The organism is Janthinobacterium sp. B9-8 (genome assembly GCF_000969645.2).
Taxonomy (GTDB): Bacteria; Pseudomonadota; Gammaproteobacteria; order Burkholderiales; family Chitinibacteraceae; genus Iodobacter.
Genome location: NZ_CP014222.1, coordinates 1,232,372 through 1,249,968 on the forward strand (window position 1 = coordinate 1,232,372; position 17,597 = coordinate 1,249,968).

Genomic DNA, 17,597 nt, shown 5'->3' on the forward strand with positions numbered 1-17,597 from the left:
AATACAGGGGCATGGCAAGGTAAAGATTCGTGTAATATTATGAGCTTCATGTAAGTCCTTGAGTTTGTTATGAATCTAAACGATTTGCTCGCTTCTTTTGCCGCAGCTTTTTCACAAAATCAGCGGCTTATTTCTCTGCAACTTGGCGATGGCGGGGCGTGGGGCGAGCAGTTGTTGCCGCAACGAGTGGAGGGCAGCGAGGGGATTAATCAGGCTTACCGCTATCAGATCGATTGCTTATCCCCCGATGGCGCTCTAGAGCTTAAATCCTTACTTGGTCTGCCAGTTGTTTTAGCGGTCGCTGATGCGAATGGTAGTGAAATTGAGCGCTGCGGTGTCGTCTCGCAAGCCCAGTTACTCGGCTCTGACGGTGGCTTTGCCAAATATGCGCTGACGGTAGAACCTCCATTTGCCTTACTCAGATACCGTCGCACCTCACGCGTGTTTCAGGATTTATCCATTCCGGACATCGTGAAGCAAGTCTTGGCCGAACATCAGGCCAAAAACCCTGTTTTTGCCGCCGTGCAAACGCTAGATTTCAAGCTATCCGGCACGCATGGCCCGCGCTCCTACTGCCTGCAATACCGCGAATCAGATTTTGATTTTCTGACGCGATTACTAGCTGAGGAAGGTTTAGCCTGGCGATTTGAACATTTAGCAGGAGATAACCCGCAAGTTCAGCTGGTGATTTTCGACGACGCCTTTGCGCTTCCTGAAGCACAGGAAATGCAGGTGCGTTTCCACCGCGCTGACGCCACCGAAGAGAGTGATTCACTGACCGAGTGGCATAGCCAGCGTCAGGTGGGCAGCAGCTCGGTCTCTTTGGCGAGTTTTGATTACAAAGCCACCAGTACTCAACAAAGCTTTGATGAGAGCCGGATCGACCAAGGTGACGGCGGCCAACAGCTGCAGGCTAGCTTCGAAGATTACGACCCGCAAGCCCTTTATTACGCCAGCGATGCTGAGGGCCTAAGCCACTACGCACAGCTGCGTCAGCAAGCATCGGATGCAAAAAAGAAATCGTTCATCGGCTCTGGCACTTTACGTGCCCTGCAAGCTGGGCAGTGGTTCCGCCTAGAAGATCACCCCGCACACGAATGGGATTCTGCCGAGCAACGCGAATTCGCCGTAACCGAGCTAAAATTCACAGCGAACAATAATTTACCAGCGGATTTAACCCAGCAACTTGGCTTGGTTGCCCCCAGCTTGCTGGCATTCACTTCCGCGGCCGTAGGTTGGGCTGAGCCTGCGAAGCCCAACACTGCGCCTTACCAAGTTCAATTCACAGCCCAAAGACGCGGCCAGCCGATTACGCCTAACTTTGCTCATTCAGAACACAGCAAACCCAAAAGCCGCGGCGTACAAACCGCCACCGTGGTGGGCCCTGCCGGATCAGAAGTCCACACCGACGAGCAAGGCCGGATCAAGGTGCAGTTCCACTGGCAGCGTGCCGCCGAGCATCCAGAATTTGGCGCAAACCTGGATGACAAATCATCTTGCTGGATACGCGTTGCCTATCCATCGGCAGGCGCAGGCTTTGGGCATCAGTTTATTCCGCGCATCGGCCAGGAAGTTTTGGTGAATTTCCTCGAAAGCGATATAGACCGCCCCATCGTCACTGGGGTGGTCTATAACGGCAGCCATCCAGTGCCGGCGTTCAGCGGCTCAGGCGCATTGCCCGCCAATAAAACCCTATCTGGGATCAAAACCAAAGAGCATGAAGGCGGCCAATACGGCGAGCTGCTGTTTGACGACAGCAAAGGCGAAGTTCGCACAAAATTATCCAGCGAGCACGGTAAAACCCAGCTTAATCTGGGCTATTTAATCCACCCAAGGACCGATGGCAAAGGCGAGCCACGCGGTGAAGGCTTTGAGCTACGCAGCGACAAACAAGGTGCGATTCGCGCCAACGGCCTGCTGATCAGCACCGAAGCCAAAAACGGCGCAAGCGGCAAGCAACTCGACCATAGCCCCGCCCAAAGCCAACTCGAATCAGCGCTTGCACTGGCCCAAAGCCTTGGTGAAACCGCCACTAATCAGCTTGCCGATACCATAGAAACTGGCGAAGGCGATAAAACCGTCAAGCCCGACAATAGTGCAGGTGAGAAAGCCGCTACAGGCCATCTGCACCACCACGTGCATGCCAGCAAAAGCCTAGAAGCAAGCAGCAACACAGACAAAGACGGCAAGAGCAAATCTAAAGATCAATCCGGCCAGCAAAAAATCATCCTGCTACACGGCGAAGATGGTGTGGCCATCACCAGCCCGCAAAGCCAAACGATTACCGCAGGCACCAACCTTGATCTGGTTGCGCAGCGTGACACAAATCAAACCTCCGGCCGCCGCTGGATACATAACGTCGGATCACACATCAGCCTATTTGTGGCCGGGGTAAAAGATAAAGTCGCGCTAAAACTGATCGCAGCCAAAGGCAAAATACAACTACAAGCGCAAAGTGACGATATCGAAATCACCGCCGACAAAAACGTCAAAATCACCGCCTGCAAAGAAAGCATCACCGTAACGGCTAAAGACGAAATTTTGATGACGGCGGGTGGCGGCTATATCCGCTTAAAAGGCGGCAATATCGAGATTCATTGCCCGGGAACGGTGAGCATTAAAGGGGCGAGCCATGAGTTAAGTGGGCCTGCAAGCATGAACCCGCTCTTGCCGCAATTTCCTAATTCGGTTTGTATTCCATGTTTATTAGCAGCGATGAAATCAGGTAGCCCTTTTATCGCTTAAGGAGTATTACAAGCATGACTAATTTAGTTGAAGTCATTCATGATTCTGCCGTGCTTTATGAAGATATTGACGCTAGTGTGGGGTATGGCGCACTTTATGCAATTGTGGATTCTGCATTTGATTTGAAAATAATCAAGAAATTAAAAAAATGGCCGTCCATTGCGCTTTATCAAAATACCGAGCTGGCTGAATTAGGCCCCTATTCACCTACTTTATATTTAATTGGTGAAGATAATTGTGCCGCGCATATCGCTAAATTGATAGAGCTATGCGAGGGGCAACCCATGCTGAGCTTTATTCGTAGCGCATGTGATTTGGCCGGATTAAAGCAGCATTTAGAGTGTTTATTAAAAGTGTATTGCGAAGACAATACAGAGTGGCCATTGCGCTACGCTGATATACGCATTTTAGTGCCACTGTTTGATGTATTGACTGTAGGGCAAAAAAAGATATTGCTCGGGCCTATCCATAGCTGGTTGATTCCAGATCGATTTGGAAAAATACAAAATCAGTTTGGAGAGAATAAAAACACTGCACTTTGGAATTTTGAAGCGGGTGTATTGAAAATGGATGAAAAGCAATTTGCTGAAATGATTGATGCAGCAGTGCCAGATTCTATTTTAGCCACAGTGCGGGATCAATACAGCAGCATTTTATTACCCTATACCAGCGGTGAGCAATTCAAACGGGTTGAGCAAGGGGTAAAAGATGCAAAAGAGCTGCAGCTTAATGGCGCTCAAGAAATACTGCAAATTGCCCTGCTGCAATTAATGGCGGCAGAAACCACGAATCAGTCCGTGGATTACGCGATGTTCAAAAAAAGAATACACGATGGGCAAGAGCTAGCCGATGCAATTAATCACCTGCCCGCTGCTTTTTGGCGATAAGTGTATGTTATTTATTGATGGCAACGAGATATGAAAATTAAACACTATTTTTTACCTAGGGCGGCGATTGCAGTCATTGCCCTGCTAATAATTAGCGCTTGTAGTAGTTATGAGCGCTTTCCTGGGCAGAATCAGATCGCTGAAAATAAAGCGCGGGCTGCGGCTGAGTTAGATAAGGAAATACCGATGTTGGGCGTGGGGACCATGTGTATTGAACACCCTAATACTGATTATATTCATACATATTATGTGCAAGAACCATTTAGCAGCAATATGGAAGGGGGGGAACTGCGGGAAATTGGTGGCAGCTGGCTATAGATTGCCAGAAAAATGGCAACCCGGTATGAAGGTAAAAGTGCGCTGGAATCGCCCAATAAAAGGTAAAGATAATTGGATAGAAAAATATACGACAATACTACACCTTACAATGAAGCAGGCCTTTTATACGTTCATTTCTTTGAAAATGACCAAGTCCGTGTAGTTTCTTCGGCAAACTATAGGCCTTCAAGTCCGAATCACCCCATTCCAAGAAATACCATTACGCCTCCGCCTGAAGAGGAGTAACACTAAATATGCCTTTTTCAACAATTAGACTGGATACTTTATATGTTACGTAGAAAAAATTTATTACCCCGTGCTTTGTTGATGATCTTTACCCTATTTACAATTAGCGCTTGCAGTAGTTATGAGCGCTTTCCTGGGCAAAACCAAATTGCCGAGTATAAAGTAAGGGCTGCGGATGAGTTGGAGAAGGAAATACCGATGCTGGGTGTATCGATGATGTGTATTGAACACCCAAATACTAGTTACATTTATTCTTACTATATCAAGGAGCCGTTCAGCTCTCGCATGGCAGGCGGAGGGAGTTGTGGCGGGTTGGTAGCGGGGGGGTATGATTTACCAAGAAAGTGGCAGCCAGGTATGAAGGTAAAAGTACGTTGGAATCGCCCAATAAAAGGTAAGGATAATTGGATAGAAAAATATACGACTATTATGCCTTATGAAAAAGCTGGGACTTTATATGTGCATTTCTTTGAGAATGACCAAGTACGTGTTGTATCTTCGCCATATGATAGGCCGTCGAGCCCGGATCATCCTATTCCAAGAAATGCCATCACACCACCACCGGAGGTGGAATAATGGCTTTAATTCATTCTGCTCCAAAGGTTATTGAAGACAGCGCTGAAAAAGAGTTAGCTTTACCAACGAGTGAAATTATAAAAAGAGTTTGCTCCTCAGAGCCTGCCTCTCCAACCTCATGCAAACTAGATGTAGCAATTAGTCTTTTTTTTGACGGTACAAATAATAATATGGAACGTGATGAAGCTGATTTGTCACATAGTAATATTGTTCGTTTGTATAAAGTACATAAAGCAAGCGATAGAGTAAGTGCATTATTTAAATCTGGATGTTATGCCATCTATATTCCTGGCGTAGGGACACGTTTTAAGGCAAATGATGAGCTAAGAGAAACCGCTGATGGTAAGGCAATGGCCAAAGGTGGGCAAGCGCGTATTTTATATGCACTCCTCCATACCTATAATGCTGTATACGATGCAATTGTCGGTGGCAAAGATTGGCTTAATGAAGATGATATCGCCGAAAAAATAAAAGCCTATAAACGCGATGTAGAACAACAGAATAATTACGATCCGCAAATGCGCCAACCTAGGCCGAATCGCAAGAGCTGGTTTGCCGATTTACGAGAGGAATTAAATAAAAAGCTGGAAGAAGCGCGGCAAGCTAAGCCTAAGCCGATGATTCCGGCCATTAAGGTGGCGGTATTTGGTTTCTCTCGCGGGGCGATTGAGGCGCGGGCTTTTTGTTATTGGCTGGATGCCGCTTTGGATCATGGCCGCATTTGCGGTATTCCGGTGGAAATCAATTTTTTGGGTTTGTTTGATTCGGTGGCGTCGGTTGGCTTGGCTAATTCTGCCTCTGAAACCACAATACTTTGGTTTGCCAATGGCCACTTTGATTGGGCAGCAGAAACGCTGAAACCATTGCCGGGCTTAGTTAAAAAAACCGTGCACTATATTGCTGCGCACGAGCAACGGATGAATTTCCCGATTACCCGTGTATTGGGCGGCAATGTTAGCGAGTATATCTACCCCGGCGTGCATTCGGATATTGGCGGGGGCTACGGCATGAAGGATCAGGGGCGCGCGGGCAGTATAGGCAAGATGCTCTCTCAAGTGCCTTTATTGCATATGTATAAGGCGGCGGTAATGGCGGGTGTGCCGCTGGCGCTGTATCAGGAAATGGACGACAGGCTAAAAGTTGATTTTGAACTCGATGCCGAATTAGCAAAGCGCTGGAATTTATATATGGCAGCCGATGCATGGTCGGGCAGTTATGAAGAATTAATCAATGCCAATATGCGTTTGTATTATCGCTACCGTCGGTTTTATTTAAATGGCTTTGAAAGCTCGAAAGCATTTCAGGGCGCAAGCGCACAGGATCAAGAAGATTTACGCAGCTATAACGCACTCTTGCTGGGCGATTTAAAGTTATTAAAAGAGCGTGAAAAAGGCGGCAGGCCAAGGCCGCCTGAGCGTGATCGTTTTCCAATCAATGACAATATTGATTTTCAGGCAAATGCCAAATTGGCAAATAAGCGGGCCTTGTCCAGATCAGATCATCGCAGCAAACCTGATGCGATAGAAAATATAGCATTAAAAGTATTTGATGCCCCAGCTGATGCCACATTGCCACCCGAATTGCAATTATTGGATGAGCATGTGCATGATTCTTTGGCAGGTTTTTATTTGGCGGGTTATGTAACTAAAGAAGAGAAGGCCGATCGTTTATTAGAAATGCAAAAAAAACCACCTTCAACTAATGATCCTTATGATAGAAAAGTATACGAAAATGCTCAGGCTGATGCAGAAGTCAGCGCTTTGTTGAAAACAAAAGGAGCGTTTAGAAAAGATCGTGAACGGGTTTTTTCGCCTGGAGAGCAGGATAAATTAAAAACCGACAAGGTCTTTCCGGTGCTCACCGATGCGGATGCGCCTGAATTAAGGAATCGACTGATTACTTCTCAAACCTGGACGCGGCGTGAAGGAGGTGGGTATTTGAAGGAAAGATACGTTTTTCCTGATTAATGTCTTCTGTTCTTGCAATAATACATAATTGCGATGACATGTTTTTCAGAAACAAGGCATTTTTTGATTGTTTTTGTGTTTTTATTAAATATATATTAAATATTACTTATTCTGTTGTGGCCCAATGCGAAAGAAAACACAATCTAAATCTGTATTTGTGCAAGCAAATACGCCAATTCGAAGTCTAAATGTAATTCAAACGAATCATGTTCTGACCTGGGGAGAGAAAATCACACAATGGTTGGGTGTTTCACTGCTGTTTTTAAGTGTTCTCTCTTTATTACTGGGTTTGGCTGGTCTGGGGATGATCTTGATTCAGCTGGATTGGTTGCAGTGGTATGCGCCGGGTGATTGGCTAAAATATCAAGTGATCAGTATTTTTGTTTTAATGCTGGGAGGCTGGTTTTTTCTTGCATATTCTGAGCGAAAATTGATTTTTCGTTTTAATAAAAGTGGCTGCTGGTTTAATTATCATAGTGATCCGCTTGTCTGGTCTGATTTAGAAATATCGTTTCTGATGAGAAATCTCATTCAGGCGCAAACCACGCAATCGGAGCAGGCTAATACATTTGAGCTTAAAATTGGCTCGCCGGATCATGGTGTATTTCATTATTCTGGTAGGGGGGCAGATGTTGCTGTTTTAAAAGAACTGCTTCAATTTTTGCCCCAAGGTGCATTGAGCTGCCCGACTACAAATTGGACTACGCCTGCTTCGGAGAATAATCGATGGCGCGCGCATAGTGTGGCCAATAAAAGCAGAAAGTATGCAGCCATTTTTGGATTTATATCCTTATTTTTATGGATGATGGCAAGCATTGTTTTTATGCCGGATTTAATTAATAGTGAAAAACTGGCATTTATTCCCTATTTCCCACCGCCTGATTTATCTGCCCGTTCTGATGAATATATGGGCTATAGCATGGCTTTAATATTAACGGGAAGCGCTTTAGGTGCATGGCTAATAAATTGGGGGCTAAAATTTACGCGGGATAATTTATCTGCTGATCCAAATGGCCTGTATAGCAAGCAGCATGGTCTGATTCCATGGGGAAGGATTACTTTTATAAAAAGCTTTGGTTTAAGTAATCGCAATGGGGAAGAGCTGCAAATCTCATTCTTGAATCATGATTCAGTATTGATCACTCACCGATGGCAAGTCGGTTTGTTCAGCAGTGTGGCTAAGTTCGCAGAAATTTGCGAAGCGGGTTGCATTGAGTTTGGTCAGTTAAGGCCTGATTGATGCCAGTCAGGCCGGTCTTTCACTGGTGATTGTTTGTTTGTTCAGGGGAGGAGGGCGTCTCTGCCAAATCCCGTTTCGCCCTTCTTTCCGTCATCTTGTTGTCGTAAGCGCTTTTATGGGCGATGTATAAGACGCGCTCTACTTCGGCGCAGACATAGCCTTTTTGATCAATGAGTTGCACGGGGTAAACGCGGTCTATTTCTGGGGTGAGGGCGAGCAGGTCGCGGATTTCGGTGAGCTCGGATTCGTCTACTTTAAATTCGGCCACTAGCGTGCCACGGCCTGGGCGCTTAAAGCGGATGGTGCCGCCTTTATCCCACACTACATAATCGTCCCCCAAATTAAAATACAAGATGCTCATATAAAACGGGTCGGTGGCAGCAAACATGCTGCCACCAAAAATCGTGCCATTGATATTGCGCGTCTTCCAATTAAGCGGCAGCTCCACGCGGATATAGCGCACATCGGGGGATACGGCGGTCACTTTGCAGCCGGTGCGGCGAATGGCAGGGAACCAATTCAAGCCAAATTTCATCAGCTTTGCAACAAGGCACGGGCGGGCGACGATATAGAGGACGATTTTTCTGAAGAAAGGCGACATGCACAAGTCCGATGGGTGAGGTATGCGAAAAAAACCCAAATCTTAAAGCACGGAAGGCTCAGAGCTACACGGAGAAAATCGGTAAACCGGCTTGGTTTTGTTCGCGATTTTCATGGGCGCCGGCTTTGGGCCTTGAGTGCGATGAGGTACTAGCCTAAATGAGTATGCCGCTCCGGGGTATTGCTGACTTCCATATTGTTTAAGCCTTGCACAATCCCGCAGTCTTGTACTGCTTGCTCGCTCTGGCACTGCTGTCTGAGCGTTTTAAGCTGTATTTCTAGCTTTAGTAGCTCTTGAATTCGGATGCTGACATGCTCGATATGCGCGTCGAGCAGGGTGTTTACCGAGTGGCAGTTGTCTTCGGGTTGATCCATGAGTTGCAACAGCGCACGGATTTCCTGATGTGTCATATCGAGCGCACGGCAGTTACGGATAAAACTTAAGCGCTCCAGATGCAGCTCACTGTAATCACGGTAATTGCCACTGGTGCGGGCGGGCTCGGGCAGTAGCGATTCCTTTTCATAATATCTGATGGTTTCCACCGTACATTGTGCCGCTTGGGCGAGTTCACCAATTTTCATTGCGTTCTCTGTGCTGGGTTTTGTATGGCGAGGTACTTTTTAAAAGGCAGGCCCGATTTCTGTTCTTTTATATGGGGCTATTTATCAGAAGTTAAATAGGGTTGCACTCAAAGACTTGCCTGTTCCTTGAGTGCGGAGATGGTATGAGGATGATTTTGTTGATGTTATATATGCAGATATGCAGCGGCGGCTAGTACGCCGCGCAGGGTGGGACGGGACTTTAGTGCCGCTTGCCGAAAAGGATTCGGTTTATCGATCCTGAATACGGTAAACATTGGATGACAATTGCAAAGTAGCATCAAAGCTAACGGGGGGGCGGTGTGGGTGTACTTTGAGCACGGCATCTACCCTAAAGCGTAAGTGTCGCTCTAATTCACGTGGCGCATCCAGACTGATTTTTACGCGCGTTAAGCGTGGCTCATGCCGCTCGATGGCGCGGCGCAGACGATCGCGCAGCATTTCTCTATCGTCCGGGTTGAGTAAGCTAATGCCGGATAAATCGGGAATACCAAATTGCAGCATCGAATCGTTGGCGAGCGGATAGGGCTCAAATAATTCCGGCATATCCATAATGCGCGTATTGAGCAATGCTTCTAAATCACGCGCCAGAGCGCGGCGAAATTGTGGCAGCTCGAATAGCATCGCAGACGATGCGTGGCTGATATCTGGCTCGTTATCCAGTAGCCGGTCAAGTACAGAGGGTAGGGTAAGGGTCTGGCGGCGGGGCGTGCTCATAATGGCCTATCTAATTCCTATGTGTTTTGCAGGAGCGATCGGGCAAAACGGGAACTGTAAATGCAAAAAAGGGCGGGTTTAAGCCGCCCTGTCTGTGGTGGGGCTTAGCCAATCACTTTGCCGAGCTCTTGGGCTAGCAACAAGCGATAGGCAATAAAAATCCCTGCACCTACTAGAGCCAATAGTGCGAAATACAGCCAAAGCGGCAATTCATGGCGTACAAAGGCTTGAAAGCGCTGTGGCAGCTTCCAGTTAGGGGCGAAATCAGCTTTGCCGCCCCTGACTTGCTGAATTTCTTGGCCTACACGGGCGGTTAAGTAGCCGAGTTTTTCCTGGCCTTCGAGCAGGTATTTACCTTGGAAACCCAATAAAAGGCAGGTGTGGAACACTTCCATGGCCTCGAAATTATTATTGGGATCGCGGCGTAATACTTCCAAGCGATCAAAGAAACCTTCACCCGCCAAATGCTCGCCAAAAATGCGTAGTTGCAATGGCATGCGTTCCCATTCTTCGCGCAGGCTAAATTCTGATGAAAGAATAATTTCATCCATCAAAGCACAAAAAGCATATTTTGCTTCGTTGATGCCGGGTACTTCTTTGCCAAAGTTGCGGGCATTTTTTTCAAACTGGGCGAGGAAATGATCGACGCGGCGGTTGAATTCAGCGGCGCTGCTCGGGGCGTTGCCGTCTCTGAGTAAAAACAGCAGATAAACACCGTCTTCTAGTAACTCACGCAGGCTGGGGGCGGATGGCTTGGCAACGGCCAGCGGATGCGCTTCTGTAGTAGCAGTTTGACTCATTTTTTAATCTCAGCGAAAGACAGCAATTAGCTCAATTTTTAAATCCGACAACGATTGCGGAACATAAATACAAATGCTGCGTGATTGCAACATGCGTTGATAAATATCGCCCCTAGGCTCAAAAGCGAAATATTGATTACCCACGCGAATAGGAATGGCAGAAGGCGTTTGAGCTGCGTAAGAAATGCTTACACCGCGCATGGCCGAGTTCAAAATCTTATCCACATCATCTGGCGCGCCAATTTTGAATTTAAGCGGCACGGTTTCGATGATGTTGACTGCTGATTGTTCGCTCTGGATCGATAGATAGAAATCGACATTCTCAAGGAAACGATCGCTCTCGAGTCGGCCGATATGGAAGGAAGGCTTCGGTGATGTGAGCGGGATCACAGCATAACGCGCTGAAATCACGGTATCGAGCAGCTCACGAATCTGTACATCCAGCACCAGCAGGCTTTCGTGCAAGGCGTCGTGACGATAGATCGGAATATCGGCCAGCGTATAAACCGATGAGAATGTTTGTAATTCGCCACAAAATTCGGCCAAGGCACGATAAAGCTCTTCAGGGTGAAGTGGCTCACATTTTACTAAGTGATTGATACGGGCAAAGTTGCGGTTCACCGTATGTAGCAGCCAGAAAGAAGCGATATCGGTGGTGCCATATTCCATCACATTCTTGGCGCGCTCGCGGTGAGCACCGGCCAGGGCCTGGCTTTTCACCAGCAAAATATCTAATAGGCGGCGCAGATTCTGGCTGAGCTCGGGAATGGCGCTGACGGTGGTGGCAGGCGGGTAAAAGCCTGCGCCTAAGGACCACTGGCCGGTGGCGTCTTTTACTAAACGCCCGAGTGGCACAGCTTCATAACCATCGCGGTTTTCTTCTTCCACCATCAGGCGGACATCCAGCTCCAGCGTGGTGAGATCTGCTTCTAAGGCCTGCGTAAATAAATCGGCCACACCTTGGTGAGCGCTACGGTAGCGGGTAGAGCGCGAGGCGGTGTTTTCGTTGGTTTGTGTGTTGCCACCATAGGGTTGCAGCTCGGCAAGGCAAGCATAAAGCGTGGTGCTTACTCCGACTTGCGGCAAGTCATTCAGGTTGCGTGATAGTGGCAGTGGCTCGGATTGCGGAGCCTGGAATAAGCTGCCGTCTCTGAATAGCAGCGAGAGCGAATCTAAACGAACTTGCCCGCCACGCAGGGCGACTTCATCAATCTGAAACTTCTGCAAACCCCAGCTATGGCGGCTGAGCAAATTACGGATTTCGGCTTGTTGGTAATCTTGTAGTAAAGATTGCTGCTGGAAATGCTGCGGGCGAAGGAACATTCCTTCGCCCCATAAAACACGTTTTGCTTTCAACATAGGGTAATACTCCGGCAAGCCGCTGCCTCAGTGCAAACGGCTGACCTCAATAGATAGAAATTTACTTGGTTTTTGGCGCTGGTTTTTTGTGGCTAAAGCCGCAGTCTGCTTTAAATGAAGCAGATTGACCTGGGATCAGCTGAGCCTTAGGGCGGATCACTTGCAAGTAGCAATCTTGAGCCTTAAAGCTAAATTCTTTCTCGTCACGCACATCTTCTGCATTCACTAGTACGCGCCAGAACTGGGAATCAGGCTTGCGGAAAAACCCAACCACGCCGATGTATTTGGCTTCTTCTAAAATTTTGTCGTCCAGAGTAACGGTTTTGCCTGGCAGCAAAACAAATTCATTTTGCGAAATAAGCGAGCTGCCAAGTAACTCAGCATCTGTTTTGCCGCTGGCCAAAGAATCAAAAGTGAGCCGGTTGAATTCTTCAAGTCCTTTAAGCTGATACAGCCTAAGTACCAAAGATAAAGGTCGGCCGCTGGAATCACGGTTGAGTGATGGCTCTGCTTCGCCCTGAATCTTGAATGGCTTAGGTCCACTGCTGGCGCAAGCAGTAAAGAGAAGCAGGCAAGACATCATCAATATGATTTTGGCGTGTTTTTTGATTGAATTAATTGGCATCATCTTTTGTTTTTTGACTAAAAATGTTTAAAAAATGGCGAGATCAGCGGGGCCGAAAATTAAGTCATTACCACTTGAGGATGCAGATATATAACACGAGAACGCATAGCGTGCATGGGCAATAAGAACCATTGGTAAAATAAGTTGATGAGTTATGCTTTTGCTTTGCTTAAGGGTAGAATAACGCCTCAGTAAGTATCCGAGGTTCTGGTTTTGTTTGCTATCTTTATGATTTTAATAGTAATATTTTTCGTATTGGCTTGGGTTGGCTGGTATTTTTTTGTGCGTGATCCGGGCAGAAAAATAGTATTGAAAGAAAATAAGGTAAAACCCGCGGGTTGTGAGGATGCAACAAAAAAGAAGAGAAAAGATGTTGTAAGTATTTCACCCGATGTGCCTGAACGTAAAGAATCTTTATTAAGTCGGTATTTCCTGCATAGAAAAATGAAATTAAGTCTGCTGCCTCTGGCCAGTCTTGTTTTGGTTCTACTGGTTGTTGGTATCACATTACGTTTTAACTCACGGCATGCCATTGCGCCTTTTTTGCCTCAGGAATATAGCCAGGTTGCTCATATACAAGGGACGTTTACAGAAGCAAAACTTGAGCCGCCTCCTGCTTTGCCTCCCGAAGTGTTTATTAATGCAGCCGCTGCAGCTGCCCGCCCCGGTATTGCTACCGCAGACCGAGATTGGAGCAAGCTGGATCCTCATTTTGTGCAGACGGTTTTGCAGATTATGAAAAAGATGGCGGAGCGGGGTTATCCAATGGCGCTGCTTGAAGGCTATCGCAGCCCGGAGCGCCAGGATGGTTTGGCTACTCAGGCAACGGTGGTTACCAAGGCAAAAGGCGGGCAAAGCAAGCATCAATATGGTTTGGCGGTGGATTTAGCGCCAATGAAAGATGGAAAAATTATTATTTCAGAGCGTGATAAGTGGGCTTTTGAGGCTTATCAGGCGCTGGGTGAAGAAGCCGTTGCTGCGGGGCTGACGTGGGGCGGAGTTTGGTCATTTAAAGACTATGGGCATATCGAAAAGGCGGGCTCTTTAGCCGCTTTAATGCGAAATAAGTAATTCTTGTAGTTCATTTTGTATGGAGATTCATGTTCATGAAGCATTGGCTGCGTAACGCCAAAGTCACGTCAGCAATCGGGTTTTTAATCTTGATTGGTTTGATCTGGTTTTTAGGTCCATGGTTTGGATTGAAAACAGCAGAAGTTCGTTTTGGCTGGATCTTCGCTGTGATGTTGCTGTGGGTCTTTACCCTGCTGGTTGGCAAATTAATTGCGAATCGTGCCGGGGGCCTGATCGAAAAAATGCTGCTCAAACAAGCAGATGACGCTGTGATTGGCGCCAGCGTGGATAAGCGGGCCGAGGTTAATCTCTTGCGCCAGCGCATGCTGGGCGCGATTGATACACTCAAAACCTCGCAACTGGGCAAATCGCGTGGCAATGCGGCACTGTATGAATTGCCGTGGTACATGATTATTGGCCATCCTGCTGCCGGTAAAAGCTCGGCTATTTTGCAATCCGGCCTGACATTCCCATTTAGCGATAAAGGCGGTGTGCAAGGGGTAGGCGGCACGCGCAATTGTGATTGGTTCTTTTCTACCGAAGGCGTGTTGCTCGATACCGCGGGGCGCTATGCCACGCAGACCGAAGATCGCGTGGAATGGCTGGAATTTTTAAAATTACTGAAACGCCATCGCTCTAAAGCGCCGGTGAACGGTATTTTGGTGACGATCAGCCTGCCAGAGTTGGCTCAACATCATTCCGAAGGCTTTGCGCTGTACGCTCGCCAGATTCGTGAACGTATTCATGAAATTGAAGCCACTTTTGGCCTGCAAGTACCGATTTATCTGATTTTTACCAAGCTCGATTTACTGGGTGGCTTTTCGCAGTTTTTTGAAGAAATGGCTGAAGAAGAGCGCCATCGGGTATGGGGCGCAACGCTGAGCGCAGAGCAAGGCTCGGGCTTTGATGCCAGCCATGTGGTGAGCATGCAGTTTGATGCCATGTACCGTGGTTTGGTGCAAATTGGCGAAGAAAAGCTCGCTGCGCATCGCGGTAATCAGAATAAACCCGCTTTCTTTGCGTTTCCGATTGAGTTTCATGCTTTGAAAGAAGCGGTGACTAAGTTTGTTAAGCTGCTGCAAGAAGAAGACCCTTACCATGCACGCCCTTTGCTGCGCGGCTTTTATTTCTCCAGCGCTTTGCAAGAGGGAATTCCGCGTATCGGTGCGGCAACCCATGTATCTAATCAGTTCGATTTAAGCCGTCAGGGCTTTGATGCACGCCAGGTGCCTGCGTCATACAGCTATTTCCTGCGTGATCTATTCAGAGAAGTGGTTTTCCCGGATCAGCATTTGGTTTCGCGCCAGACGCGTCCGGCGGGTAGCCGTTGGCGCATGGTGGGCATGGTGTCTGGCCTATCTGCACTGGCGCTTTGTGCTGGGCTTTGGACTTGGTCGTATATCGGCAATCAGAAGCTGATGGCGACGGTAGCAAGTGACCGGATTGCCGCACAAAAGCTGGCATCGTCCGGCCAGCTCTACGATAAGTTGATGTCGCTGGGTATTTTACAAAAGCGGATTGAAGAATTGCAGTCGTATCGCAAAGAAGGTCATCCGTGGCAGGTTGGTTTAGGGCTGTATCAGGGTAAGGAATTAGAAGCAGCACTGCGCAAAGAGTATTTTGCGGGTTTAAAGGAGTCGATGCTGGTTCCGGTGAAAAAGAATCTTGAGTTGTCGCTTGAGCAGCTGGCTTCAAACCAGCCTGCAGAGCCTGCTCCTGCACCCGCTGTTGTTGCGCCAACGCCTACACCAACGCCCACTCCCACACCTGCGCCTGTAGCGCCTAAGCCCGCAGAGCCTACACCACCTAAAGAGCCAGTAAAAAAACGTGCACCTGCGCCGCATAAAAAAGGCCTGCCGAATATCCAGCTAAGTGCTTGGCATATTCCGCAGCGTGCAACGGCTTTAACCGTAAAAGAAACACCACCGGAAGCCAGCCCAGCCGTGCAGCCTAAGCTGGATCAGGGTTATAACGCGCTGAAAACCTATCTGATGTTGCATGATCGGTCCCGTATGGACGAAGCCCATCTGACCGATCAGATTCCGCGTTACTGGCGCAGTTGGCTAGAGGCAAATAAAGGCAATCGTAGCAATGAAGAAGTGATTGCTGCGGCAGAGCGTTTGGTGGCGTTTTATGTCAGCCAGATCAAAGAGCCGGATTTACCTTTAATTAGCAACGATGAAAAAACGGTTGCCGCTGCGCGTGAAGTATTACGTGCCTCGCTGAAGCGTTTAAGTGCCACAGAGCGTGTTTATAACGAAATTAAAGCACGTGCTAATACCCGCTTTGCCCCGTTGACTGTGCCGCGCATTTTGAATAATAAAAATGGCGATGTGATTGCGGGTAGCCAGATGGTGGCAGGTGCATTTACCCGTGAAGCCTGGGATAACTTTATCCGTAATTCGATTGACGAAGCCAGCAAGGGCGAAGTGAAGAGCGATGACTGGGTATTGGCGTCTTCGGTACAGGATAACTTGGGCCGGGATGGCAATATCGAGAAAAACAGGGCCGATCTGGAAGCGCTTTACCGGCTTGAATATGCCGCAGAGTGGAAGAAATTCTTGCAAGGCATTGTGATTCGCGATTTCAACGATCTGCCTTTCGCAGGGAATGCAATCGGTCAATTAGCTGATATGCAGAACTCCCCTGTGAAGCTTATTCTGGCACGCGCTGCATTTGAAACTGCTTGGGATAATCCATCCGAGCTTTCACGCAAGCTGGAAAACGCCAAGCAATCGGTATTGGAAAAAACCACTGCACTACTTAAAGGGACTAATCAGCCTGCTGTTGCAAATGCCGCAGAATTAGGCGAAGTGGGTAAGCAGTTTGCTGGCATTACCCGTTTAGTTCAGGCCGATAGTGCAGGAGCTGCGCCGATTAATAGTTACCTGGAGCAACTGGGTAAGCTCAAAGGCAAAATGAATCAGATTGCCAGCAGCGATGAGCCCGGTGCGCAAGCGCGTCCTTTAGTGCAAGCCACCCTGAATGGCAGCGGTTCGGAGCTAGCAGACACCTTGCAGCAGGTGGATAACGCATTGTTGACCCCCCTTTCACAAGAAACGCGTGAAATGGTAAGGCCAATGCTGGTGCGTCCTTTAATCCAGACCTATGCCGTGTTGCTTGGGCCGGTAGAGAATGACCTGAATCAGGCTTGGCAAAAAGAAGTGTACGGGCAGTGGAAAGTGCTTTCGGCTAAATATCCATTTAGTGATTCAGCCAATGAAGCACCGATGGCCGATATCGCTAAATTTGTAAAACCTAAAGAAGGCACGGTCGATAAGTTTACTGAAAAGTATCTCAATGGCTTGGTCACACAAAAGGGCGACAGCCTGACTCCGCGTACCTGGGCTAATTTGGGGATTCGTTTTAACCCTGCGTTTTTGGCAGGAATGGGCCGCTTAAGCAGTATGGCTTCCAGCCAGATGGCGGATTCCTCTAGCGCTAAGTTTGAGTTGCAAGCGATTCCTACGTCAGGTTTATCAGAGATTTTGATTGAAGTGGATGGTCAGGAAATGCGTTATCGCAATGGGCCTCAGCCTTGGCAATCATTTAACTGGCCTGGCACGGGTAATGCGCAGGGCGCCAGAATTCAGGTGGTGGCATTTAGTGGTGTAAGCGCCGTGGTCAGCAATCAGCAGGGTCGTATGGGCTGGATGCGTTTGCTTGCTCAAGCGCAAGTTGAGCAACAGGATGCGGATTCGGCAACGCTCACTTGGAAGATTCGTCGGGGAGATGCAGGTGATGCGGATGTCGTTCGTTTTAATTTCCGTGCAGTAAGTGGTGTCAACCCTCTGCAACTCTCTGGTTTACGTAAGCTGTCATTGCCAGACCGCGTGACAATGTAAG

15 protein-coding genes are annotated in these 17,597 nt (G+C 48.0%); 9 read left to right on the forward strand and 6 right to left on the reverse strand.

Annotated features, from left to right (window positions below; genetic code table 11):
* Positions 1–69: 69 nt before the first annotated feature.
* From VN23_RS05470 to VN23_RS05495, 7 genes are all read left to right on the forward strand, one after another.
* Positions 70–2,745: a type VI secretion system Vgr family protein gene (locus VN23_RS05470; protein ID WP_046350024.1), complete on the forward strand. Its 2,676-nt coding sequence runs from the start codon at positions 70–72 to the stop codon at positions 2,743–2,745.
* Between the two features lie 14 nt (positions 2,746–2,759).
* Positions 2,760–3,632, forward strand: coding sequence for a DUF4123 domain-containing protein (locus VN23_RS05475; protein WP_046350025.1), 873 nt, complete (start codon positions 2,760–2,762; stop codon positions 3,630–3,632).
* 30 nt (positions 3,633–3,662) lie between these two features.
* The gene (locus VN23_RS21940) at positions 3,663–3,950 is read left to right on the forward strand and encodes a hypothetical protein (RefSeq protein ID WP_046350026.1); all 288 of its coding nucleotides are present in this window, start codon (positions 3,663–3,665) and stop codon (positions 3,948–3,950) included.
* Positions 3,880–4,113, forward strand: a complete 234-nt coding sequence (locus tag VN23_RS22395) for a DUF3304 domain-containing protein (RefSeq protein ID WP_442905450.1) — start codon at positions 3,880–3,882, stop codon at positions 4,111–4,113. Before VN23_RS21940 ends, VN23_RS22395 begins: the two co-directional genes overlap by 71 nt.
* Before the next feature lie 125 nt (positions 4,114–4,238).
* Positions 4,239–4,772, forward strand: coding sequence for a DUF3304 domain-containing protein (locus tag VN23_RS05485; RefSeq protein ID WP_046350027.1), 534 nt, complete (start codon positions 4,239–4,241; stop codon positions 4,770–4,772).
* 170 nt (positions 4,773–4,942) lie between these two features.
* Positions 4,943–6,739, forward strand: a complete 1,797-nt coding sequence (locus VN23_RS05490) for a T6SS phospholipase effector Tle1-like catalytic domain-containing protein (RefSeq protein ID WP_231743360.1) — start codon at positions 4,943–4,945, stop codon at positions 6,737–6,739.
* A 124-nt stretch (positions 6,740–6,863) separates the two neighbouring features.
* A complete protein-coding gene (locus VN23_RS05495) occupies positions 6,864–7,979 on the forward strand; it encodes a hypothetical protein (RefSeq protein ID WP_046350028.1) in 1,116 nt (371 codons plus the stop codon).
* 19 nt (positions 7,980–7,998) lie between these two features.
* On the opposite strand, the gene VN23_RS05500 is transcribed toward VN23_RS05495, so the two are convergent.
* The 6 genes from VN23_RS05500 to tssJ all read right to left on the reverse strand — a co-directional run bounded on the left by VN23_RS05500 (position 7,999) and on the right by tssJ (position 12,683).
* A complete protein-coding gene (locus VN23_RS05500) occupies positions 7,999–8,580 on the reverse strand; it encodes a DUF4442 domain-containing protein (protein WP_082752623.1) in 582 nt (193 codons plus the stop codon).
* Positions 8,581–8,729: 149 nt separating this feature from the next.
* On the reverse strand, positions 8,730–9,161 hold the full coding sequence (gene cadR, locus VN23_RS05505; protein WP_046350029.1) for a Cd(II)/Pb(II)-responsive transcriptional regulator: 432 nt from the start codon (positions 9,159–9,161) through the stop codon (positions 8,730–8,732).
* A gap of 249 nt (positions 9,162–9,410) precedes the next feature.
* Positions 9,411–9,896, reverse strand: coding sequence for a type VI secretion system baseplate subunit TssE (gene tssE / locus VN23_RS05510; RefSeq protein WP_046350030.1), 486 nt, complete (start codon positions 9,894–9,896; stop codon positions 9,411–9,413).
* A 104-nt stretch (positions 9,897–10,000) separates the two neighbouring features.
* Positions 10,001–10,696 (reverse strand): type IVB secretion system protein IcmH/DotU, encoded by a 696-nt coding sequence (icmH, locus tag VN23_RS05515; protein ID WP_046350031.1) that lies wholly within the window; start codon positions 10,694–10,696, stop codon positions 10,001–10,003.
* 9 nt (positions 10,697–10,705) lie between these two features.
* Positions 10,706–12,055 carry a type VI secretion system baseplate subunit TssK gene (gene tssK / locus VN23_RS05520; protein WP_046350032.1) on the reverse strand — a complete coding sequence of 450 codons (1,350 nt, stop codon included), beginning with the start codon at positions 12,053–12,055 and terminating at the stop codon, positions 10,706–10,708.
* 61 nt (positions 12,056–12,116) lie between these two features.
* Entirely contained in the window at positions 12,117–12,683 is a 567-nt protein-coding gene (gene tssJ / locus VN23_RS05525; protein WP_046350033.1) for a type VI secretion system lipoprotein TssJ, read from the reverse strand.
* Positions 12,684–13,124: 441 nt separating this feature from the next.
* Between tssJ and VN23_RS05530 the strand changes: the two genes are divergently transcribed.
* Both VN23_RS05530 and tssM read left to right on the forward strand, forming a co-directional pair.
* Positions 13,125–13,751 carry a M15 family metallopeptidase gene (locus tag VN23_RS05530; RefSeq protein ID WP_082752897.1) on the forward strand — a complete coding sequence of 209 codons (627 nt, stop codon included), beginning with the start codon at positions 13,125–13,127 and terminating at the stop codon, positions 13,749–13,751.
* 35 nt (positions 13,752–13,786) lie between these two features.
* Positions 13,787–17,596 carry a type VI secretion system membrane subunit TssM gene (tssM, locus tag VN23_RS05535; protein WP_197433032.1) on the forward strand — a complete coding sequence of 1,270 codons (3,810 nt, stop codon included), beginning with the start codon at positions 13,787–13,789 and terminating at the stop codon, positions 17,594–17,596.
* The last annotated feature ends 1 nt before the right edge of the window (position 17,597 follow it).